At 33.0% G+C, this 20,899-nt stretch carries 14 protein-coding genes; 8 read left to right on the top strand and 6 right to left on the bottom strand.

Going from position 1 to position 20,899, the window contains the following annotated elements:
• Positions 1-103: 103 nt before the first annotated feature.
• The 8 genes from WN975_RS13275 to WN975_RS13240 all read left to right on the top strand — a co-directional run bounded on the left by WN975_RS13275 (position 104) and on the right by WN975_RS13240 (position 12,634).
• Positions 104-982 carry an AraC family transcriptional regulator gene (locus WN975_RS13275; RefSeq protein WP_337966960.1) on the top strand — a complete coding sequence of 293 codons (879 nt, stop codon included), beginning with the start codon at positions 104-106 and terminating at the stop codon, positions 980-982.
• Between the two features lie 316 nt (positions 983-1,298).
• Positions 1,299-4,496: a TonB-dependent receptor gene (locus WN975_RS13270; protein ID WP_337966959.1), complete on the top strand. Its 3,198-nt coding sequence runs from the start codon at positions 1,299-1,301 to the stop codon at positions 4,494-4,496.
• Positions 4,497-4,507: 11 nt separating this feature from the next.
• Complete coding sequence (locus WN975_RS13265; protein ID WP_337966958.1) at positions 4,508-6,106, top strand: RagB/SusD family nutrient uptake outer membrane protein; 1,599 nt, start codon at positions 4,508-4,510, stop codon at positions 6,104-6,106.
• A gap of 18 nt (positions 6,107-6,124) precedes the next feature.
• Complete coding sequence (locus WN975_RS13260) at positions 6,125-7,213, top strand: hypothetical protein (RefSeq protein WP_337966957.1); 1,089 nt, start codon at positions 6,125-6,127, stop codon at positions 7,211-7,213.
• A gap of 182 nt (positions 7,214-7,395) precedes the next feature.
• Positions 7,396-8,367 carry a T9SS type A sorting domain-containing protein gene (locus tag WN975_RS13255; RefSeq protein WP_337966956.1) on the top strand — a complete coding sequence of 324 codons (972 nt, stop codon included), beginning with the start codon at positions 7,396-7,398 and terminating at the stop codon, positions 8,365-8,367.
• 341 nt (positions 8,368-8,708) lie between these two features.
• Positions 8,709-9,947: a glycoside hydrolase family 27 protein gene (locus tag WN975_RS13250; protein WP_337966955.1), complete on the top strand. Its 1,239-nt coding sequence runs from the start codon at positions 8,709-8,711 to the stop codon at positions 9,945-9,947.
• A 12-nt stretch (positions 9,948-9,959) separates the two neighbouring features.
• Entirely contained in the window at positions 9,960-10,925 is a 966-nt protein-coding gene (locus WN975_RS13245; RefSeq protein WP_337966954.1) for a glycoside hydrolase family 5 protein, read from the top strand.
• Between the two features lie 614 nt (positions 10,926-11,539).
• Positions 11,540-12,634, top strand: a complete 1,095-nt coding sequence (locus WN975_RS13240; protein WP_337966953.1) for an outer membrane beta-barrel protein — start codon at positions 11,540-11,542, stop codon at positions 12,632-12,634.
• Between the two features lie 440 nt (positions 12,635-13,074).
• On the opposite strand, the gene WN975_RS13235 is transcribed toward WN975_RS13240, so the two are convergent.
• The 6 genes from WN975_RS13235 to WN975_RS13210 all read right to left on the bottom strand — a co-directional run bounded on the left by WN975_RS13235 (position 13,075) and on the right by WN975_RS13210 (position 20,798).
• Positions 13,075-13,980 (bottom strand): N-acetylmuramoyl-L-alanine amidase, encoded by a 906-nt coding sequence (locus WN975_RS13235; protein ID WP_337966952.1) that lies wholly within the window; start codon positions 13,978-13,980, stop codon positions 13,075-13,077.
• A gap of 36 nt (positions 13,981-14,016) precedes the next feature.
• Positions 14,017-14,577, bottom strand: coding sequence for a hypothetical protein (locus WN975_RS13230; protein WP_337966951.1), 561 nt, complete (start codon positions 14,575-14,577; stop codon positions 14,017-14,019).
• Positions 14,578-14,618: 41 nt separating this feature from the next.
• Positions 14,619-15,932, bottom strand: a complete 1,314-nt coding sequence (gene rimO, locus WN975_RS13225) for a 30S ribosomal protein S12 methylthiotransferase RimO (RefSeq protein ID WP_337966950.1) — start codon at positions 15,930-15,932, stop codon at positions 14,619-14,621.
• Positions 15,933-16,308: 376 nt separating this feature from the next.
• Entirely contained in the window at positions 16,309-18,027 is a 1,719-nt protein-coding gene (locus tag WN975_RS13220; protein WP_337966949.1) for a hypothetical protein, read from the bottom strand.
• A gap of 149 nt (positions 18,028-18,176) precedes the next feature.
• Entirely contained in the window at positions 18,177-19,751 is a 1,575-nt protein-coding gene (locus WN975_RS13215; protein ID WP_337966948.1) for an outer membrane protein transport protein, read from the bottom strand.
• A 54-nt stretch (positions 19,752-19,805) separates the two neighbouring features.
• Positions 19,806-20,798, bottom strand: a complete 993-nt coding sequence (locus WN975_RS13210; RefSeq protein WP_337966947.1) for a hypothetical protein — start codon at positions 20,796-20,798, stop codon at positions 19,806-19,808.
• Between the last annotated feature and the right edge of the window lie 101 nt (positions 20,799-20,899).

The following is a 20,899-nucleotide window of genomic DNA, read 5'->3' as shown; positions in this document are numbered from 1 at the left end:
GATAATCGGATGTTTATCGCATAATTAATATTATTTTATCAATTATATATCATATTATTGCAAATAAAAAAAATCAAATATCACTTTCTAAATCGTTTTAAAGATGAGTAGTTCTAAAAATTTTTATAGAGAAATCGCTCCGTTATCAAGTGGAGATAGTTTTTTAGTGTTTGACAGAGTAAAAGATAGTTTTGATTTTCCTGTGCATTATCATCCGGAATTCGAGATCAATTTTATTTTAAATGGAAAAGGAGTAAAGCGTGTTGTTGGAGATAATATTGAAGAAATCGATAATGTCGAATTGGTTTTGATTGGTCCAAATTTATACCACGGTTGGGAATTAAATAAATGTACGAGTAAAAAAATCCATGAAATAACAATTCAGTTTCATAACGATTTATTTCATGAATCTTTATTGTCGAGACGTATTATGAATCCAATTCGGGATATGTTTAATCGATCGATTCACGGTATTTTATTTTCGAAAAAAGTAGCCGAAGAATTAACGCCAAGACTTGTAAGGCTTTCTAAACTAGACGGGATGGATTATTTTTTGGAAATCACTTCTTTATTATATGATTTGGCAAATTCCAGAAATCAACGTTTACTTTCGACTTATACGGTAGATTATGACACGTTTGATGATTATGATAAAATGAAGTTGGTTTATGAATATGTGCAGAAACATTTTGCTGAAAAAATCACTTTAGAAGATGTGGCAAATGTTGCAAGTATGTCTATTATTTCTTTTAACCGATTTATTAAAAAACGTACTGGGAAAACTTTTGTCAATTATATTAATGATATCCGAATTGGATATGCTGCGAGATGGCTTGTTGAGAAAGATATGAGTGTTTCTGAAGTGGCTTTTAAATCTGGCTTTAATAATATTGCAAACTTCAATCGTAGCTTTAAGGCTATAAAAAACTGTACTCCGAGCCAATATAGAGAAGATTTTTCTGGATTAAAACGTATTTTGTAGTGATACTTTTTTTACACAAACAAATATTATTTTTAACGAAATCGTTTGCTTTTTTAAGGATTCGTTAATTTTTATTTATAATTCTAAGTAGTTTAGGGTGTAGTGATTGCGAATAATGTAATTTTTTACTGCTTTTATTTTTATATATGTTTTTTTAAAGCGCTATAGTAAAAATATTATCATTAAATGATATAATACTATCGATTTGATGTTTTCTTGTGTTATAGATTTGTTAAATAATTTGAGAGAATAATTAAATCCTTTTTTATCACTTGAATTATGAATAAAACAAATTTAAACTAACCAAACATTTATTATGAAAAAACTACTAACTAACTTTATTCATTGGAATGCTAACCACAGCGTTGTTCCTTTGATTTTATTTTTGTTGCTCGCCTGCAATTCTATTACTGCGCAGGTTAAAGTATCAGGAACTGTTGCCGATGAAAAAGGATTATCTATTCCTGGCGCAAATATTACAGTTGTTGGACAAAAAACAACTGCTTCTACTGATTTCGACGGAAAATATACAATTGATGTTCCTGCAAATGCGACTTTGGTTTTTACATTTATAGGTTTTAATCCTCAAAAAATAGCTGTTGACGGAAAAAAGATTATTAATGTCGTTTTAAAATCTAATGTTGAGGATTTAAAAGATGTTGTTGTAATTGGATACGGAACTCAAAAAAGAAAAGATGTAAACAGTGCTATTTCTAGTATTGGTGCAAAAGATATCGAGAATTTAAAGGTTGCTTCGTTTGACCAAATGATGCAGGGTAAAGCTGCGGGAGTTGTGGTAAATAGCAATTCTGGTGAGCCTGGAAGTAACGTTTCTGTTAGAATTAGAGGTGTTTCGTCTTTGACAGGTACAAATGAACCTTTGTATGTAATTGATGGTGTGCCAATTTCCGGTGATGCTCGTAACTCGTCTACATCTGGAAGAAATGCACAGGGGAATAGTAATTTTTCGAATAATGGTAATATTACACAAAGCCCTTTGGCACTTATTAATCCTAGTGATATTGAGTCTATCGATATTTTGAAAGATGCTTCTGCAACTGCTATTTACGGTTCTCGTGGAGCAAATGGAGTTGTAATTGTAACTACAAAATCTGGTAAAAAAGGAACTGGAAAATTAACTTTCGAAAATTCTTATTCGATAAGCAATTTGCCTAAAAAGCTACATTCTATGAATTTGCAACAATATGCAGTTCATCAAAATGCTTTGGCTGATGTTTATGATCCTACATCAAAACGTCCTGAATTTGCTCATCCTGAACTTTTAGGAAAAGGAACGGATTGGCAAGATGCGATTTATCAAACGGGAATTATGAAATCAAATCAGTTGTCGTTTTCAGGTGGTAAAGAAGGAATCAACTATTACCTTTCTGGAGGAGTTTTAGATCAGGATGGTATTGTAATCGAATCTGGATTTAAAAGATATAATGTTAGAGCAAATATTGATGCAAGAGTTAACAAATTCATAAAAGTTGGTGTTAATATTAGTGGCGCTCTTACAGACGAAAAATTGACATTAAATGGTCAGTTTAACGGAGTTGTTGCTACTTCTTTATTAGCCACTCCTGATGTTGCGGTAAGAGAATTATCGGGTGCTTTTTCAGGACCGCCTTCTGGAGGAAATACTTCATTTGTGAATCCGGTTGCGACTTCTTTATTAGGTTCTAATACTTTGGTTAGAAAAAACTATTCTGGAAATTTCTATACTTCAATTGATTTATTCAAAGGTTTAGAATATCGTTTTGAAGCTGGTGGATATATGTATGACAATTTAGGACAACGTTTTGATCCTATGTATTCTTTAGGAAATGCAGTAAAAAGTTATGCGAATTTGTATTACAATCCATCTTCTGGTAATTCATGGAACTTAAAAAACATGCTTACTTATAGAAATACGATTGGTAAACATAATTTCACAATCCTTGCCGTACAAGAATCAAACAGAGCACATTGGGAAGGTTATACAATAACTGCAGAAGGATATAAGGATAATAACGATAAATCTCTTGCAGCATCTGATTTGCCAAAAGCGGTAACTAGCGGTGTTTATTCCGGAACTCAAACTCTTGCTTCTTATTTAGGAAGGGTAGTTTATGATTTTGGTGATAGATATAGTGTTTCTGCTGCAGTAAGAACTGATGGATCTTCAAAATTTTTCACTGGAAACAAATGGGGAGTTTTTAGTTCTGCAAGTGGTTCTTGGAAACTTTCTAACGAGGCTTTCATGGAAGGAACTAAAAAATACGTTGACAATATTAAATTAAGAGCAGGTTGGGGACAAACAGGAAACAATCAGATTGGGAATAATTTATATGATTCAAACCTGCATTTGATTAACAGTTCTATGGGAACTTCTTATTTGCCATCAAATACACCGAATCAAAAGTTGAAATGGGAAACTCAGGATCAGACTAACTTAGGTCTTGATTTTACAATGTTTAAGTCTAAACTTACGGCTTCGATAGATGTGTACAAAAAAGTTTCTAAAAATTTCTTATATCAGGTTCCTTTGCCAAATTATCTTTCCGGAGGTGGTGATTATGAAGGTGGTGTAAATCCTCCTTATTTTAACCTTGGAAGTATGCATAATAAAGGTATCGAGTTTACAGTTGGTTATACAGAGAAATTCTCAGATAATTTTTCTTGGAATAGTAGTTTAAACATTACTAAATATGTAAATGAGGTTACAAATATGGCTGGATTAAATATTGTGAAAACAATGGGAACTCTTGCTTATAATACTGTAACGGTATCCAGAACTCAGGAAGGTTTGCCAATTGGTGAATTTATTGGATACGAAGCTGTAGGTATTTACAGAACTGACGATGATTTGACTAAATATGGTTATACCGATACTACAGGAAATAAAGTTGTCTTGAAAGATGGAACGAATTCGCTAAAGCCAAATTTCCAAAAAGGAGATGTAATTTATAAAGATCAAAATAACGATGGTGTTATTGATCAAAACGATTTGAAAGCGATTGGAAATCCAAACCCAAAATTTACTTATGGATTCACAAACAGCTTCAAATACAAAAATGTTGATTTGTCTATTTTCGTTCAGGGAACGGCAGGAAATAAGTTGATGAATTTAACTCGTATGTCAGGAACATTAAACAGTAATTTGGGAACTAATTATTTGACAGAAGCGGGAGATTTTTATTCAGCATCAAATATTAATGGTTCTTTACCAAGACCGTCAACTTATGATAATATCAATAATTCTGTATCAACACGTTTTATAGAAGACGGATCTTACTTAAGAATTCAAAACGTAACTCTTGGATATTCTTTACCGTCTGATTTGATTTCGCAACTAAAATTATCAAGATTGAGAATTTATGCTTCGGGACAAAACTTATTCACTTTTACAAAATACACAGGTTATGACCCTGAGGTAGGTTCTTACAACCAGGATGCGTTATTATCAGGAGTTGATAATGGTCGTTATCCGGTGCCTAGACAAATTACTTTTGGTTTTAATGTTGAATTTTAATACGAATTAATATGAAAAATATAATAAAAAGAAGCGGTGCAATTGCCATGACACTTGTATTACTAATGTCATCTTCTTGTTCTCAGGATTTCATCGATGTTCCTGCAGAAGGTACGCCTACTATTGGTAACTATTACGACTCAGATACAAAACTTGACAATGCTACAAACGGATTGTATAGTCTGGTTTGGTTTAATATGAATAAATCTGCTTTTTACGGTATTACAGATGTAATTTCCGGAAATATGTACGCGGATATCTATAATGACTTTGGGAAATTTACAGATTTGAGTTTTACAAATTCTCAGTCTTTTATTTCTGATGCTTGGAGATCTTGTTATGGTGCCATTGCAAATTCTAATGCTTACATTAATAGTTTACCTAAAAATGTTGGTCCAAATGTAACTAAAGAAGCATTGAACAATGCAATGGGAGAATCTCATTTTATTAGAGCTTTCTCTTATTTCTTCTTGGTAAGATTATGGGGAAATGTGCCAATTATTGAAAACAATGCCGATTATTCTTTGAATTATGTGATTCCAAGTAATCCAACTGAAGATGTATATAAATTCATTGAAAACGATTTGAAATTTGCAATTGCCAATTTAAGAACTAAAAACAGAGGTTCTAATTATGCTGCAAATGCACACGTATCAAGCGGTTCTGCAAAAGCACTTTTGGCTAAAGTATATTTATATGAGAAAAAATATGAATTGGCGAGAGCATTAGCGCAGGAAGTTATCAATAGCGGAGAATTTAAATTATTGGGTGGAGATGAATTGCCAACGAAATCTTTTGCTGATTTATGGTTGCAAAAAAATAATAACAACGAAGAGTCTATTTTTGCATGGCAATGGACTGGAGCGGGAGGTTATTTTGACGGAAACTTTTCGAATACATTATTTGCTCCTGAAAACAGATTGGTAGAAACTACTTATTCAGGTCAGATCGCGCCATCACAAGATTTGATTAAAAATGTTTATGAAGATGGTGATAAAAGAAGAAAAGAAACTTTTATGTTGCCTGGAGATTTTTATCCAAATCTAACTTATGCACAAAACCTTGATGTAGATTCTCCATTGATTTTAGGATATACATTTGCGCTACAATATGAAGCTCAGAAATCTGGTGCAGGTTTGAAAAAATATGTAATCGGAAAAGAAAATTTACCTATTACAGGACCATTTAATCCTCCGTTTAACGGCGAAAGCAGTATGAATAGTTATATGATGCGTTATGCAGAATTGTTGTTAATTCATGCCGAAGCAATTTTAGGATCACAATCAGGAAGTACTTCAGATCCAAATGCTTTAAGATCATTTAATGCAGTTCGCAGAAGAGCTGGTGTTCCTGAAAAAGTATCTATTTCTTTTGATGATATCTTTAAAGAAAGACGTGCAGAACTAGCTTGCGAAGGTGATTATTATTTTGATTTGGGACGTTTGCCTTTTAGTCAGGCTAAAGCTATTCTTGAAGCTCAAAACAGAGGAAATAGAGAAGTTGAAAAACATATTTCAATTTCTGCGACAAACCTTTTATTGCCTTATCCATCTGATGATTTGATTAAAAATCCAAAATTGAAAGAAGTAGTACCGTATACTTTTAAATAATTTTTAAAAATAAAAAACATGAAAAATATAAAAATTGCTTCGTTAGCGGCATGTATGACATGGATGTTGTCACTAATATTTTTTAGTGCATGCTCAAATGATGATACTGCTTCGGCTTCTGGTAGTAGTGCGCCATCTATTGAATATGTAGCGCCATCAGGTTATAATATAGATGGGAGTTTGAAACCATTAACTCCTACAAGAGTTGGAGATCCAAAAAATTACTATGTTATTCATGGTAAAGGATTACTTACTACTACAAAAGTTTATTTTAATGACTTTGATACTTATTTCAGACCAACTTTTGTAACAGATACTGATATCATTATATTACTGGATGAAAATACGCCTTATGCAAATGTTTCAAGTAAGTTAAAGGTTGTTACACAAAAAGGAACAGTAGTTTATGATTTTGTGGTTGCGCCTCCGGTTCCTAGCTTTTCGCAATTTTATCCAATTAATGCAACGGCTGGACAGGAAGTAACGATAACAGGAAAATACTTTTTGAATCCTGTTGTTACACTTGCAAAAACAAAGACATTACCAGAGGTTCCTGTTACCGTAGTTTCGTCTACATTAGAGAAAATTGTTATTAAACTGCCTGAAAATGCTGATTTGAGATATCTTTCGATTGCTAATATTTCAGGAGCAACAACTTCTACTTATGCTGTTGGAACTGCAATATTTGATGATGTTTCTTACTATGGATTAGATTTCCCAGCATGGAATAATTTTAAATATTTAACTGATGGTAAAGCAGAACAAGGAACAACTTATATTGAAAAAGAGATGGACGCATGGGGGAATTTGCAAGGAAATTGGAGTTGGTTTGATAAACTTACGCCTTATTCAGGAATAAGAGTTGCGATCAAAGCAAAAGCCGAAGGAAAAGTGAGATTGGTATTTAATGGAGATTGGGGCACAGGTTCGCCTACATTGAGTGTAACTACAGAGTGGAAAACATTCTATCTTCCATGGTCAATGTTTAGTAGTTCAGATCGAGTGCAAAACATTACATTCCAAAATCAAACAGCAACAGCAAAAGGAGATGGTTTACCAAATACCTTTTATATAGATAATATTGGTTTCATGTTAAAAGCAGAATAGTGAATTGTAATTAGTAATTTAAAAACTCCATTTCGGTATTTCGGAATGGAGTTTTTTTAAAGAAAATTCTTTCTTAAATTGACGATATAGTATTGTGTTTTAATAAAATAGTATTGAATGTGTATAAAATGGATGTTTAAATTTACATATATCATTTATTTTAACACAAAAAAAACATAATTATGAAAAACAATTACATTTCGAATTTTGGTTCAGTAAAGAGAAAATTCTTTTTATTATCGGTTTTTCTACTTTTGATGATTTCGGCTGTACAAGCCCAGACAATTACTGGATATAATCCTTATTGTATCTCAAGTAATCCCACATATACTATTATAAATCCTCCCGCTTCAGGTACTTATGATCAGGTAGAATGGCTGTCAAATGACGTCGGAATAACTTTTTCAGGAAACCCTTCACCGTTGACACTTTCTAAAGTAGTTATAAAATCAGGAAATATAATTTCTGCTCCAAGTGCCATATACGCAAGGTTTTATTTGAGTGGAGTTTTGGTTGCACAAACACCTAATTTAAATTTTATTACACCAACACCACCAAGTACGCCTAATTATAGCGTGACAAAAACAAGTGATTATTGTACGACTCAATATCATATTATAACACTAAATGTTACGCCAAGTCCAAACCCAAGTCCTAATACTAATTATAATATTGCGCCTAGAATTGCAGATGCAAGCATTGTAATTACACAAACGTCTAAAAATGTATTCGAATTAAAATTACCGTTAAACGGAGAATCTTATTTTTTATATGACTTGACAAGTACAACATCTTCCGGAGGTTGTTTGTCAAATTCAGTAACGGTGACAGCTTATGGAAATTCAGTTCCTTTAAATTTAACAGGTTGTGCCAATAATGCTCCGGGAACAAACTATGAGTTTACAGCTTCGCCAAATCCGTATAGCAATGGATATTTAACCATAGTTTCGTCGGCAATTACTCCGGCTTTTACAGGAACATGTAAAGTATTTAATAATTCAGGTATTTTGATGACAACCTTTCCATTGTTGAATTCAAGTACAGCAATTGCGCTTAAATCTACAGTTGGAGCTTCGTTAACGGCGGGACTTTATGTGGTTCAGGTAACATATGCAAACGGAATCGTAAAAACGAAGAATCTGGTTGTGAATTAAAAAACGTTCTTTAATATCAAAAAGAACTCCATTTCGAGACATCGATTTGGAGTTTTTTATAATTTAATAAAATAATTTGTTGGATATAATTACCTCGTTTATTCGCTTAGCTAGGTTTATGAAAAAAATATTAAACACATAGAAACATAGATTTTATATGTAAAAGAAGGAGGCAAAAAGAAATATATTTCTTTCACATGGATCGGCTATGTGTGTTTTAAATAAGTGAAACGCCTTTTTAAAGGAAATAAAAGCTATGTTTTTATGTGTTAAAACCATTACACATAAAAGTTTAAAATAACAGATTAAAAAAATAATACAAAATATCAAAATTGAATAAAATGAAAAAAGCAGCACTACTATTGTTTGCATTAAGTATATCAGGTTTCGGCTTTAGCCAAGGAAATACGCACACACAAAAAGCAGGTAAATTTGAAGGTCTTGCCATGACGCCGCCAATGGGTTGGAATTCATGGAATACATTTGAAACCAATATCGATGAAAAATTGGTAAAAGAAACCGCAGATATTATGGTTTCATCAGGAATGGCGGCTGCGGGTTACAATTATATTGTACTGGATGATGGCTGGATGACAAGAGAACGTGATGCAAATGGTGATTTAGTTCCGGATCCGGTTAAATTTCCTAACGGAATGAAAGCTGTTATAGATTATGTACACAGTAAAGGTCTAAAATTTGGTTTGTACAATTGTGCCGGAACCCAAACTTGTGCCGGTTATCCGGGAACACGCGGTTATGAGTATCAGGATGCAAGATTTTATGCCAAATTGGGTATTGATTTCTTAAAATACGATTGGTGTAATACACAAGGAATTACTGCCAAAGAAGCTTATACAACAATGAGTAATGCACTTAAAACAGCAGGAAAACCAATCGTTTTCAGTCTTTGCGAATGGGGTGATAATCAGCCTTGGGAATGGGGAAAACCAATTGGGAATTTATGGAGAATTTCAGGAGATATTTATCCTTGTTTTGATTGTGAGTTCAAACACGAAGAAGGAAATTGGTCTTCTTGGGGATTTATGAAAATTATCGAAATGCGTAAAGATATCCGCAAATATTCCGGTCCTGATCATTGGAATGATTTTGATATGATGGAAGTTGGCGATGGAATGACAAATACCGAAGATAAAGCACATTTTACGATGTGGTCAATGATGGCGTCTCCATTAATTGCAGGAAATGATTTTAGAAAAATGTCAAAAGAAACCTTGGCAATTTTAACTAATAAGGAATTAATAGCGGTTAATCAGGATAAACTAGGAGTTCAAGGTTTTAAATATTCTGCCGAAGATGGATTAGAAGTTTGGGTAAAACCTTTATCAGATGGAAATTGGGCTATTACTTTTTTAAATAGAAGTGAAGTTGCTAAGAAAGTCAATTTTGATTGGAAAAAACATACTATTAAAGATGCTGATTTTGGCTTTGAAGCCGATTTCAATAAAACAACCTTTAAATTAAAAGACCTTTGGAAGAATAAAGAAATTGGAAACACCAAAAAGAATTTTATTGCCGATATTGCTTCTCATGATGTTATTACGCTAAGATTAATTCCTTAAAAACAGTTTGCTATGAAATCAAATACCAAAATTTTTACAATTGCCTTACTCTTGATGTTTTGCGTTTCAAAAGCGCAATTTGTAAAACATCATGGGCAACTTAGCGTATCAGGAACTCAGTTAGTGGATAAGGATAATAATCCGGTTGTATTAAGAGGAATGAGTTTTGGCTGGCATAGTATGTGGCCAAGGTTTTATAATGAGAAAGCCGTTAGTTGGTTAAAAAAGGATTTTAATTGTAATGTCGTGCGAGCTGCGATGGGAATTGAAATAGGAGAATGGGCGTATTTGAAAGAGCCACAATTCTCAAAAGAAAAAATTGAAGCTGTAGTAAACGGAGCCATAAAATCTGATATATATGTAATTATAGATTGGCACAGTCACAATATTAATCTGGAAGAAGCCAAAGTTTTTTTTGGCGAAATGTCTAAGAAATATGGTAAATATCCCAACATAATCTACGAAGTTTTTAATGAACCTGATTATGAATCCTGGTCAGAAGTTAAGGCTTACGCCGAAGAAGTAATTAAAGTAATTCGAGCGAATGACCCTAAAAATATTATTTTGGTAGGATCGCCACATTGGGATCAGGATGTAAATCTTCCTGCCGAAGATCCAATTCGAGGATATGATAATATAATGTATACCATGCATTTTTATGCCGCAACACATGGAAAAGAATTAAGAGACAGAACCGATGATGCTATAAAAAGCGGTTTGCCAATTTTTGTTTCAGAGTCTGCAGGAATGGAAGCTTCCGGTGATGGACCATTAAACCTAAAAGCCTGGCAGGAATATATAGATTGGATGGAATCTAAAAAGCTAAGCTGGATAACCTGGTCAGTTTCTGATAAAGACGAGACATGTTCTATCTTGAAAAAATCTGCAAAATCAGAAGGAAAGTGGAAAGTAGAGGATTTGAAGGAATCCGGAATTAAAGTTCGTGAGTTTTTAAGAAAGTATAATACGCAAGAATAAAATTGTTGAGTTGTTTTAGAGGTAAACCTGTTCAGATTCTGAACAGGTTTTTTTTGTTTTAATTATAAAGTACTGATTTAAAATTGAAAAATTGAGGCATTGGGTTACTAACGTTTTGATAAGATCAGTGTTTTGTTTTTGTAGGAATTTTGACGGTTTGTTTTTTTGTTTCTTTGGGGTTGTATTTATGAGTGCTATTTTGTGGTTTTAATTTTATTTTTGCAAATACCCCTATTTTTTATGGGGGTATATATTTTTAAAATGTGTTTTATATGTGTTTTTTGGTAGTTTGTGTGATATTTTTTGATATACGTTGAGTTTTTTAAGTGGTTTGTGCTGAAAACGTGTTATTGAATTTTCAAAAATAAATCTGTTATAATGTCAAATCACGATTATTGTTAAAATAATTTTTGTAATCCATAATTCTCGCTGTAAAACGTCAAAAAAATAGATTTGAATTGTTCTACTCATACAAAAGTTAATAAATTCGCTGATGAAGATGAAGAGGTTTTAAGGGGAGAATGTGAAGGTTTTAGAAATGACTTATACTATTAAATAGATATATAAAAGATTAACTAACCAAAATCAATTAATAACTAAAAACCAATTAAACCATGAAAAAAGTATTACACATTTTTGCCGCGATGTTAACGAGCTCTTTTGCCTTTGCCCAAGATGATACAGAAACAGCAGTTTCGCCAGCAACAACTTGGAGTGGGTCAGCAGATGCTTATTATAAATATGATTTTTCAAAACAAATGAACGGATTAACGAGCTTTACCAACTCTCAGGATTCATTTGAACTAGGAATGGCGTCAGTTCAGGCAGGTCATACTTTCGGAAAAGCTTCTGTTTTTGTCGATTTAGGATTCGGAAAAAGAGCAGGAGAATTTTCATACAATGAAACAACAGATAAAGATATTTATTCTAAATTTTTAATAAAACAAATGTTTTTTACGTATCAAATTACGGAGAAATTTAAAGTAGTAGCAGGTAGTTTTGGAACACATATTGGTTATGAAGTATTAGACGCTATAGGAAATAAAAACTACAGTATGTCTTATGCATTTTCATACGGACCGTTCTTTAATACAGGGGTAAAAGCGCAGTATACATCTGGAAAATTTACTGCTATGTTTGGTATCACAAATCCAACTGATTTTAAATCAGCAATGGATGCAGGTTCTAGTCAAAAAACATACATAGGTCAATTAGGATATGTAGGCGAGACAGGAAGTGCTTATTTGAATTTTACTTCAGGAAGTACAAATCCTACTCCGGGAACTTTAGTAGTGCCATCTGATGAAAATAAAACACAAATAGATTTTGTGGCGTCAAAAACAATAACTGATGCTTTTGCTTTAGGATTTAATGCAACATATGCTAAAACTAAAAATGATTTTGATAGCACTTTAGATGGAGAATGGTTTTCATTAGTAGGATATGCTAATTACGCCTTCAAACCAACTTTGAGCTTAGCATACAGAATGGAATATTTTGATGCTAAAGATGCTGCAGCAAGTTTAGGTACAGTTGCGGGAACAAACGTTTTTGCAAACACAGTTTCATTAAATTATAAAGTTGGAAAACTTACTATAATTCCAGAGTTTAGATACGACGCAGCATCAGAAGATGTTTTCTTAGACAAAGATGCTAATCCAACAGGAGGATCTTTCTTCGGATTAATAGCTACAACATACTCTTTCTAGAGATAAAGATTGATATTTTTTTTTTTTTTTGGAGCTGTCGAAACATACTAATGTTTTGGCAGCTTTTTTATTGGAACAAGATTTTCTTTTGCCACAGATTTTTATGATTGACTAATTATTTTAACCGCAAAGCACGCAAAGGTTTTTTATTCCTAAGGTTTTTATATAAACGCAAAGTTCGCAAAGCTATATTGATAAAGCTTTGCGAACTTTGCGTTTAATGAGCTAATCTATAACAAAAAAAACTTTGCGCCCTTTGCGGTTAAATTGATCCTTATTTTTTATAGCTCCACAGGTTTTCGTATTGATCCCAATTCGTGGCAAACTTTTATATGAAGAAGAATATTCTTTATAGAAATAAAACAAGAATGTACCATAAATGAAAAACGCATTTCCAGATTTCCGGAAATGCGTTTTTTATATCTTGTTGTAAATACTTTTTACTGAACTTGTTTCTTATAGATCGAGTAAATCGTGTCAATTGTTTTTCGATCCAGAGTTGGCGTTACATCAGTTTGAATATAGTGTAATTTAAAAGCCATAATTGCAGCCGAAAGATTCTTAGTATTGTAACCAATAATTCTCAAAGCCTGTTCAATTTTAAAGTCAAAAGGAGCTTCTTCAAGAACTTCATCTGGCCAGATTCCAAAACCTTTTTCAGCAAGAGTTTTCCAAGGAAATAAAGCACTTGGATCTTGTTTTCTTCCCGGAGCAATATCCGAATGACCTAAAATATTTTGAGTTGGAATATTGTATTCTTTTTTCAATTTTGTCAAAAGAGCTACCAAACTACTAATTTGTGCTTCCGTAAAAGGTTTAAAGCCATTATTGTCAAGTTCAATTCCAATAGAAGAAGAATTCAAATCAGTATTTTTACCCCAAGTCGATGCGCCTGCATGCCAAGCTCTTAAATAGTCGTTAAGCATCTGAACCACCTTTCCGTTTTCAGAGATAATATAATGAGCACTTACTTGAGTTCTTGTTAAGGTAAAAGTTTTAATTGTTTGCTGAATAGAATCTTGCGCCGTATGGTGCAAAACTATAAAACTAGGTTTTCTTAAATTAAAATTTACAGTTCCAACCCATTCTGTATTTACTCCATTTTGTAAATAAGTAGATCCTGTTTTTGACAAAGTATCTTTTACTATTCCTAATTGTGATGCATACGAAGTATCAATAACAACCGGTGGAATAGGGGGGATTGCCTGTGGATCTTTGCTTGTAATTTGGTTTTCTAAAGTTTTAAGCTGTTGATCGTAAGCTTTTTCAGTAGTTTTATAAGGATTTGTAGAGCAAGAAGTAATAACAATTGCTAAAATCAGATAACAAAAATGTTTTATTGACATGGTTACTTAGATTTTTTAAGATGAGGTTCCGAACAATTATTCTTGAATTTTTGCCGCTTCTGTATCTTCTTTTACTTCTTTATTTTCTTTAGAATCTTTTTTCTTTTTTGATTTACCTTTTTTAACGTCTTTAAAATTAGCCATAAAAGCAGTGTATTTTTCTACTTGATCAGGATTTAAAAAAGCCGTTATTTTTTTAGTAGTACTTTCTCTTAAAGCGTTAATTTGCTCAATTTTTTGATCTTGACTACTGCTTTCGTTTTTCAAAAGAATACCTTGTTCTCTCATGCTATCAACAAAAACATTAGTAATTGCAATTGCTTGTAATTCATCAAGATTTACTTCCGTTTTCATTTGTTCAACAATTTTAGCAGCCGTTTCTTCTACAGGAATTTCTTTAGGTTTGCTTGGAGCACTTTGCTGTTGACCAGCCATCATGCTACGATCCATTCCCATTCCGCCACCTCTTCCATAGCCATTATTGCCATAACCGCCACCACCGTAACCATTATTATATCCATTTCCGTATTGAGCCGAAACAGAATTGAAACAGAATATAGTAAAAACCAAAAGGAAAAATGATAATGTAGGTTTCATAAGATTGTTTTTATCTAAAATTGATATTGTATAGCGTAAATTTAAGCAGGTTCTCCGTATAAATCAAATTCTGTCGCCTCTATTATTCGTATATTAACAAATTCGCCAGTTTTTACGTAATGTTTAGAAGCATCGATCAAAACTTCATTGTCAACATCCGGACTATCGAACTCCGTTCTACCCACAAAATGCGCACCTTCTTTTCTGTCAATGATACATCTAAATACTTGTCCAACTTTTTCTTGATTCAAATCCCATGAAATTTGAGATTGTAACTCCATGATTTCGTTTGCTCTGGCTTGTTTAACATCATCCGGAACATTATCTTCCAATAAATAAGCGTGCGTGTTTTCTTCGTGAGAATAAGCAAAACAACCCATTCTGTCAAATTTCATTTCCTGAACAAAATCTTTCAAAATTTCAAAATCTTCCTGAGTTTCACCTGGATAACCAACGATCAAAGTAGTCCTGATTGCCATTCCCGGAACTGCAGCTCTAAAATCTTTCAATAATTGAGTAGTTTTAGCCTGAGTAGTACCACGACGCATAGATTTCAAGATAGAATCAGAAATATGTTGCAACGGAATATCTATATAATTACAGATTTTAGGTTCACGTTTCATTAATTCCAAAACATCCATTGGGAAACCTGTAGGATAAGCATAATGCAAACGAATCCATTCGATACCTTCTACTTTTGCTAATTCTTCAAGAAGTTCAGCAAGATTTCTCTTTTTATAAATATCAAGACCATAATAAGTTAAGTCTTGTGCAATTAAGATTAATTCTTTAACCCCATTTTTAGCTAAACCTTGCGCTTCTTTAACCAGTTTTTCAATTGGTTGTGAAACGTGAGAACCTCTCATTAATGGAATTGCGCAAAAACTACAAGGTCTGTCGCAGCCTTCGGCAATTTTCAGGTAAGCATAATTTTTAGGAGTTGTAGTCAAACGCTCCCCTAATAATTCATGTTTATAATCGGCACCTAAAGCTTTCAATAATTGAGGTAATTCAGTTGTACCAAAATATTGATCTACATTCGGGATTTCTTTTTCTAAATCAGGTCTGTAACGTTCAGACAAACATCCGGTAACAAAAACCTTATCTACTAATCCTTTGTCTTTTTTATCAGCATATTCCAAAATCATGTTTACTGATTCCGCTTTAGCATTGTCAATAAAACCACAAGTGTTGATTACGATAATGTTTCCTTCTCTTTCTGCAGGAGCTTCATGTTCAACGTCTTTTCCGTTTGCACGAAGCTGACCCATAAGCACTTCACTGTCATATACATTCTTCGAACACCCAAGAGTGATTACGTTAATTTTGTTCTTTTTTAAAGACTTGGTTCTCATACTTTTATAAATTGGAGTGCAAAATTACACTTTTTTATTCAAACACCGCTTGTTTCGGTTTCTTTTAGATGTTTTTTATGAAGCTATTCCTGCTGTCCGCTATATCTTTTCCTCGCTAAAGGAGCGAGAAAAAGGATACCGCTTCCATCAGGGCTAAAAAAAATCCGTCAAGTTAGACTTGACGGAAATTTCAATTTATCTATTTATATTTAGTTTTTTATCAATGTCTTAGAAAAAGTAGTGTTGTCAACTTTTAAAAGAAAGATTCCGGATTGTAATCTAGAGCTGTTAATTTCTATTAAATTTTCAGATTTTTGATATTTTTCAACGTTTAATTTTATGCCAAAAGAATCATATATGTTTATGTTCTCAATATTTACAGGGCCCCTTCAATAAAAAAGTTGTTGATAATAGGATTTGGGTAGATTGATAAGTTGTTGATCTCTAATTGGTCTGATTCTATTATGCGAGAACTAAATCTGCGGCCTTTTGCATCAATTCTTACAGGAGGAGTGGTAGGATTTATTATTGAATGATCCTGTCTGTCCAATCGTGTAACAATTATGTTATTGCTAACACTGATTATAGCTTCGTTTTTAATAATTAATCTTCTAAACGAAGCGTCTAAAAGTGATGGATCTGCACTGTTTACAATTCCTGGTTTTCCATTGACGTATGTAAATATAAAATTATGATTTTGGTTATTTGCATTTGGTATATTAATCCATTCTGATGGTTTTTGTGAAATTTGCCACTGGTATGAAGTTGAACTTTCTAAAGTGTTTCCTGTAAATGTTGAAGGTTGGCTTGTGTTATATGGTAAAATTTGATCGCAACAAATAGTGTTTACCGGGGGTGCAATGGTAGAAATTGTAATATAATCACTAAAATTATAAAGACCTTCGTTGCTTATCGCTATTCTTCTAAAGGATGTAGTTTGAATGAATGTGTTTGTTGGACTATAATTTTGAAATGTTGCTCCAATGATATTTGCCCAATTGTTATTTCCTGTTTTTTGTTGCCATTGATATTTTGTAATATCAGTGGTATACCATTTATTTGATGTGTCAAGACTTAGTTTCGCAATAGTGCCTGTTAGAGGTTTTGATTTACCTCCTACGAATATTGATTGGTTGTCAGATATGGTATTGTAAATAATTGGTCTGCTACTTTTTGCTATTGCGCAATTTAAATTTATTTGTACTTCTTGAAATGTGAAGCGTATTTTTAAATAGGATGTTGGTGATAAGTCAGATGATTTTATTTTTAAATTTTTAAAAGTTAATGTTCCATTTGTTACAATTGGCGTAGTAAATTCTGTTAAATATGCTCTTACAGATGTATTATCGGCTATTTGGATTTGCACGCCTGGATAATAACCAAGATACATTTTTGAACCATATGTGCAGTTGAAATTGAATGATAAATCAACCTCTATTGTTCCTATCTCTGTTGTTGTAGTTTCATGTTCATTAGAGGTAGGTACAATTATTTGATTATTAATTAAAGGTGATCCATCGCTGTAAGATATGTTTGTTAAATTTATATTTGCTGTCGGTAGTTTTGATGGCTCTTTTCCTGTTTTTGTTCCATCAGTAAATTTATAGGTCAATTTGTTTGAAATATCAGCAGTTAAAGTTTCTGTTCTATAACGAAAGACAATAGAGCACCCTGTATTGAAGGTAATGCTTCTTTTAAAACGTAATTTTTGTCTATAGGTATAGCTGTAAATTCCATTGTTGTACTCTAGTTTTTCATTCTTTTGAAAAAGATATTGTGGAGCAACGCCGTTATTGTAATATTGTGCTATTTCATTGTCAAATGAATTTGGCTCATAGTAATAACAGTTTAAAAGTCCGTCAAGATATTTAGCATTATTTCCGGTGTAAGATGTTTTAATATCAAATTCTATTTCTAAATCCTCAACGCCGTTAAAACTAATAGTGTTATTCGGTAAGATCAAGCCATTAGTTGTGATATTTGATAATTCAATATTGACTTTGGGATTTGCAATAATTTCAGAATGATTAATTGTTGCTTGCGCTGTAAAATTGAATAAAAGAAAGATAAAAAGGTAAGTTTTTAGCTGATTCATAATTATATGTTTTATGGTTAACAGCTAATATATGTAAAATAAAACCTATAAAATATTTTATAATGTTAAATAATGTAGGAAAATTTTTAAATAAAAAAAACCACTAGGTAAAGCCTAGCGGAAATTTCAATTCATATATTTATTCTTAATTACAATTCAAATAATAAAGTCAAAGAAACATTATTTAGTTTCGATGTGATTTTTGCACCATCGGTAAATCCTACATCAAAAAAACCTTGATTTGATTTTCTTTCTAAATAGGAATACGCTAAATCTATTTTAGTTCCTCCAAAATTGTACCCTAAACCTCCAGAATAACTGTTTAAATCTCCAATCGTAGTTCCGTCTTTATAAGGACTTCCTTCAAAACGGTAACCTCCGCGAAGGCTCAATTGTTTTATTTTGTATTCGGCCCCCACTCTTAATTCTCCATTGCTGGTTAGTTGGTTACTAATTTGATCGTTTACGCCTCTGAAGTCACTAGTTGGTTTGTATTTTGTGTTTCCATAATCTTTAATTGCATAATCTACACTAATTAAGCCTGATTTTCCAAATACATAAGCAGCGCTAAAAGTTGTTTTTCCTGGAGTTTGTAATGTATAGGGTTCGTAGATGTTTACAACATCTGGGTTGACAGTTTTATTGGTTGATTGTCCTCTAGTAGGTTGTATTGTTGTGAACAAGCTTTGAGAAGTTTCGTCGTAAAGATCGTACCAGGTGTTTGATTCATAGGCTAATCCAAGACGGAAAGCTTCTGTGACTTTGGCGATAGCCCCCAACTGAAAAGAGAAGCCGTTTCCATAAGTGTATAAGTTATTATTGAAGCGTAAACTTGATAAGCTTTTAGTTGGGTCAAATGGATTGCCATTATCTTCGTAGAAATTTGTTGATCTTCTATAGTCAAGTACGTGAACATTTAAATTGGCTCCAAAATAAATTCTGTCTTTGTAGGAAGTTGCAATATTGAAACTTACTTTGCTATTGTATCCGCTTGTATAAATTCCGTTTTCCTGATAATAATTTCCTCCGGCGGGTACATTTGTTGTATATGTACTGTTTGGATTGTTCGCATCAGTGGGATTTATTACAAAACCTTGATAGCCTAACATTGCTTGCTGTGCTGAAAAGCCTGATAATCTTGGGTATTTACCATTGGGTAGATTTGATCCAAGAAAATGATATAGATCGGTTATAGTTTCATTATTAGCTAGATTAACAAACTCTTGAGGGACAGGAGATCCTCCATTTCCATAATTTGCAAATTCTAAAAAATAATCACCTACAGAATGTGTAGGGTTTGTACCTGCTGAAAATGTACTATTATCGAAATTTCTTGTGTTTTCGTAAGTTGCTCCAATTGTAATCTTTCTCCAATTGTTGTTTGGGTTATGATCATGAAAAACAAAAACACCACCCGCTTGGTTTAGTATAAAAGAGTTGTCGTTTTCGCTGGTTTTAGTATTAAAATAATCAGAGTTATTCTTAGTAGATTGATTGCTAAAAGTTACCCCAACCTGATTATTAGAAAATATGGCAGAGCCTGCAGGATTGACAGTTATAGAAGATAAGTCACCTCCAACAGCTCCAAATGCACCACTCATTGCTCTAAATCTTGCTGTTCCGGTTATGTTATCTTGTGCGTAGCGAATAGCATCCGAAACTTCTTGAGAATGTGAGACGCTAACAGTTAGTCCTGTAATAAGTAGGAATAATATTTTTTTCATTTTAGGTAAGATTTAGTTTGATTTTTCGATTTCTGAAAACGGGAGAAGAAGAGATTATCTTCTTCCTCCGCCGCCTCCACCGTAAGATCTTCCGCCACCGCCACCGCCGCCAGATGATCTCATGCTTCCACCGCCACCGCTATTCATAGAGCGTGATGGGCTAGGAGAGTAGCTTCTGGTTGGACTGCTGTTACCGTTATTGTAGTTGTAGCTTCTGTTTGAGTTAGTAGTACTGCTTGATCTTCTGTTGCTGTAATCACCAGGGTTATATTGAGCGCTTGAACCTCTTCTGTTTGTGTAATTTGGATTAGTCGAGTTGTATGATCTTCCGTTTACATTAGCACTTCTTCTGAAGTCAGTATAACTGTTTGATCTGTTCGTTGTATAGTCTCTTCTGTTTGTGGTGTAATTTCTATTTGTTGTATAGTTTCTGTTATAGTTTCCTCTACTAGTGTAGTTTCTGTCATAACCATAATTTCTTCCACCATAATAAGCAGCAGATCCTCTTCTTCCGTAATTATAAGAGTAGTTGTTATAGTAAGGTCTGTAGTATCCTGGATATCCCCAACCTGGATAACCCCATCCCGGGTAGCCCCAGCCTGATCCCCAATAACTTGGATACCCCCAATATCCTCCATAACCCCATCCGTAATATGGATATCCAACTCCAAAACCAAATCCTAATGACCAGGTTGGATCAGAATAAACATTAACAGAAACTTCAGAATTACTGCTTCCCCATGCCGGATAAGCCGCTGCGGTAGTTTGAGTGCTGTCGCTATCTGCATAATTACCATAACTGTCAACATCTGTAAAAATTTCAGTTGGCTGATTATCGTCTTGTAATGATCTGAAGTAATCTTTATATTGGTTGTTTGTACCATTACTAGTATTTTGAGCATACGTTCTTTGGGAACCACCATATACACCGTCGTTATCTTGGTAAGATGTATTTTGGTATGAACCACACGATGCTAGCAGAAAACTCAATAATCCAATTAAGTAAAAATGACTTGAGTTTTGGCGGAGAGTAATAGAAGTTTTCATATCTGTCGTGTTTTTTATTGTTGCACATTACAAAAATAGTTAGTTTTGTCAAACTATTTAGTTAAAATTATTAAAACAAAATTTGTGCCAAACTATTCAAT

This window comes from uncultured Flavobacterium sp., assembly GCF_951805225.1.
Classification (GTDB): Bacteria; Bacteroidota; Bacteroidia; order Flavobacteriales; family Flavobacteriaceae; genus Flavobacterium.
The sequence above is the reverse complement of the archived record's forward strand: the minus strand, read 5'-3'. Positions and strand labels throughout refer to the sequence as shown.

Coding starts and splice junctions, on each gene's coding strand:
- WN975_RS13230 (WP_337966951.1), bottom strand. CDS start 14,577: ATGAAACCTACATTATCATTTTTCCTTTTGGTTTTTACTATATTCTGT.
- WN975_RS13210 (WP_337966947.1), bottom strand. CDS start 20,798: ATGAAAACTTCTATTACTCTCCGCCAAAACTCAAGTCATTTTTACTTA.
- WN975_RS13255 (WP_337966956.1), top strand. CDS start 7,396: ATGAAAAACAATTACATTTCGAATTTTGGTTCAGTAAAGAGAAAATTC.
- WN975_RS13245 (WP_337966954.1), top strand. CDS start 9,960: ATGAAATCAAATACCAAAATTTTTACAATTGCCTTACTCTTGATGTTT.
- WN975_RS13240 (WP_337966953.1), top strand. CDS start 11,540: ATGAAAAAAGTATTACACATTTTTGCCGCGATGTTAACGAGCTCTTTT.
- WN975_RS13220 (WP_337966949.1), bottom strand. CDS start 18,027: ATGAATCAGCTAAAAACTTACCTTTTTATCTTTCTTTTATTCAATTTT.
- WN975_RS13235 (WP_337966952.1), bottom strand. CDS start 13,980: ATGTCAATAAAACATTTTTGTTATCTGATTTTAGCAATTGTTATTACT.
- rimO (WP_337966950.1), bottom strand. CDS start 15,932: ATGAGAACCAAGTCTTTAAAAAAGAACAAAATTAACGTAATCACTCTT.
- WN975_RS13270 (WP_337966959.1), top strand. CDS start 1,299: ATGAAAAAACTACTAACTAACTTTATTCATTGGAATGCTAACCACAGC.
- WN975_RS13215 (WP_337966948.1), bottom strand. CDS start 19,751: ATGAAAAAAATATTATTCCTACTTATTACAGGACTAACTGTTAGCGTC.
- WN975_RS13275 (WP_337966960.1), top strand. CDS start 104: ATGAGTAGTTCTAAAAATTTTTATAGAGAAATCGCTCCGTTATCAAGT.
- WN975_RS13265 (WP_337966958.1), top strand. CDS start 4,508: ATGAAAAATATAATAAAAAGAAGCGGTGCAATTGCCATGACACTTGTA.
- WN975_RS13250 (WP_337966955.1), top strand. CDS start 8,709: ATGAAAAAAGCAGCACTACTATTGTTTGCATTAAGTATATCAGGTTTC.
- WN975_RS13260 (WP_337966957.1), top strand. CDS start 6,125: ATGAAAAATATAAAAATTGCTTCGTTAGCGGCATGTATGACATGGATG.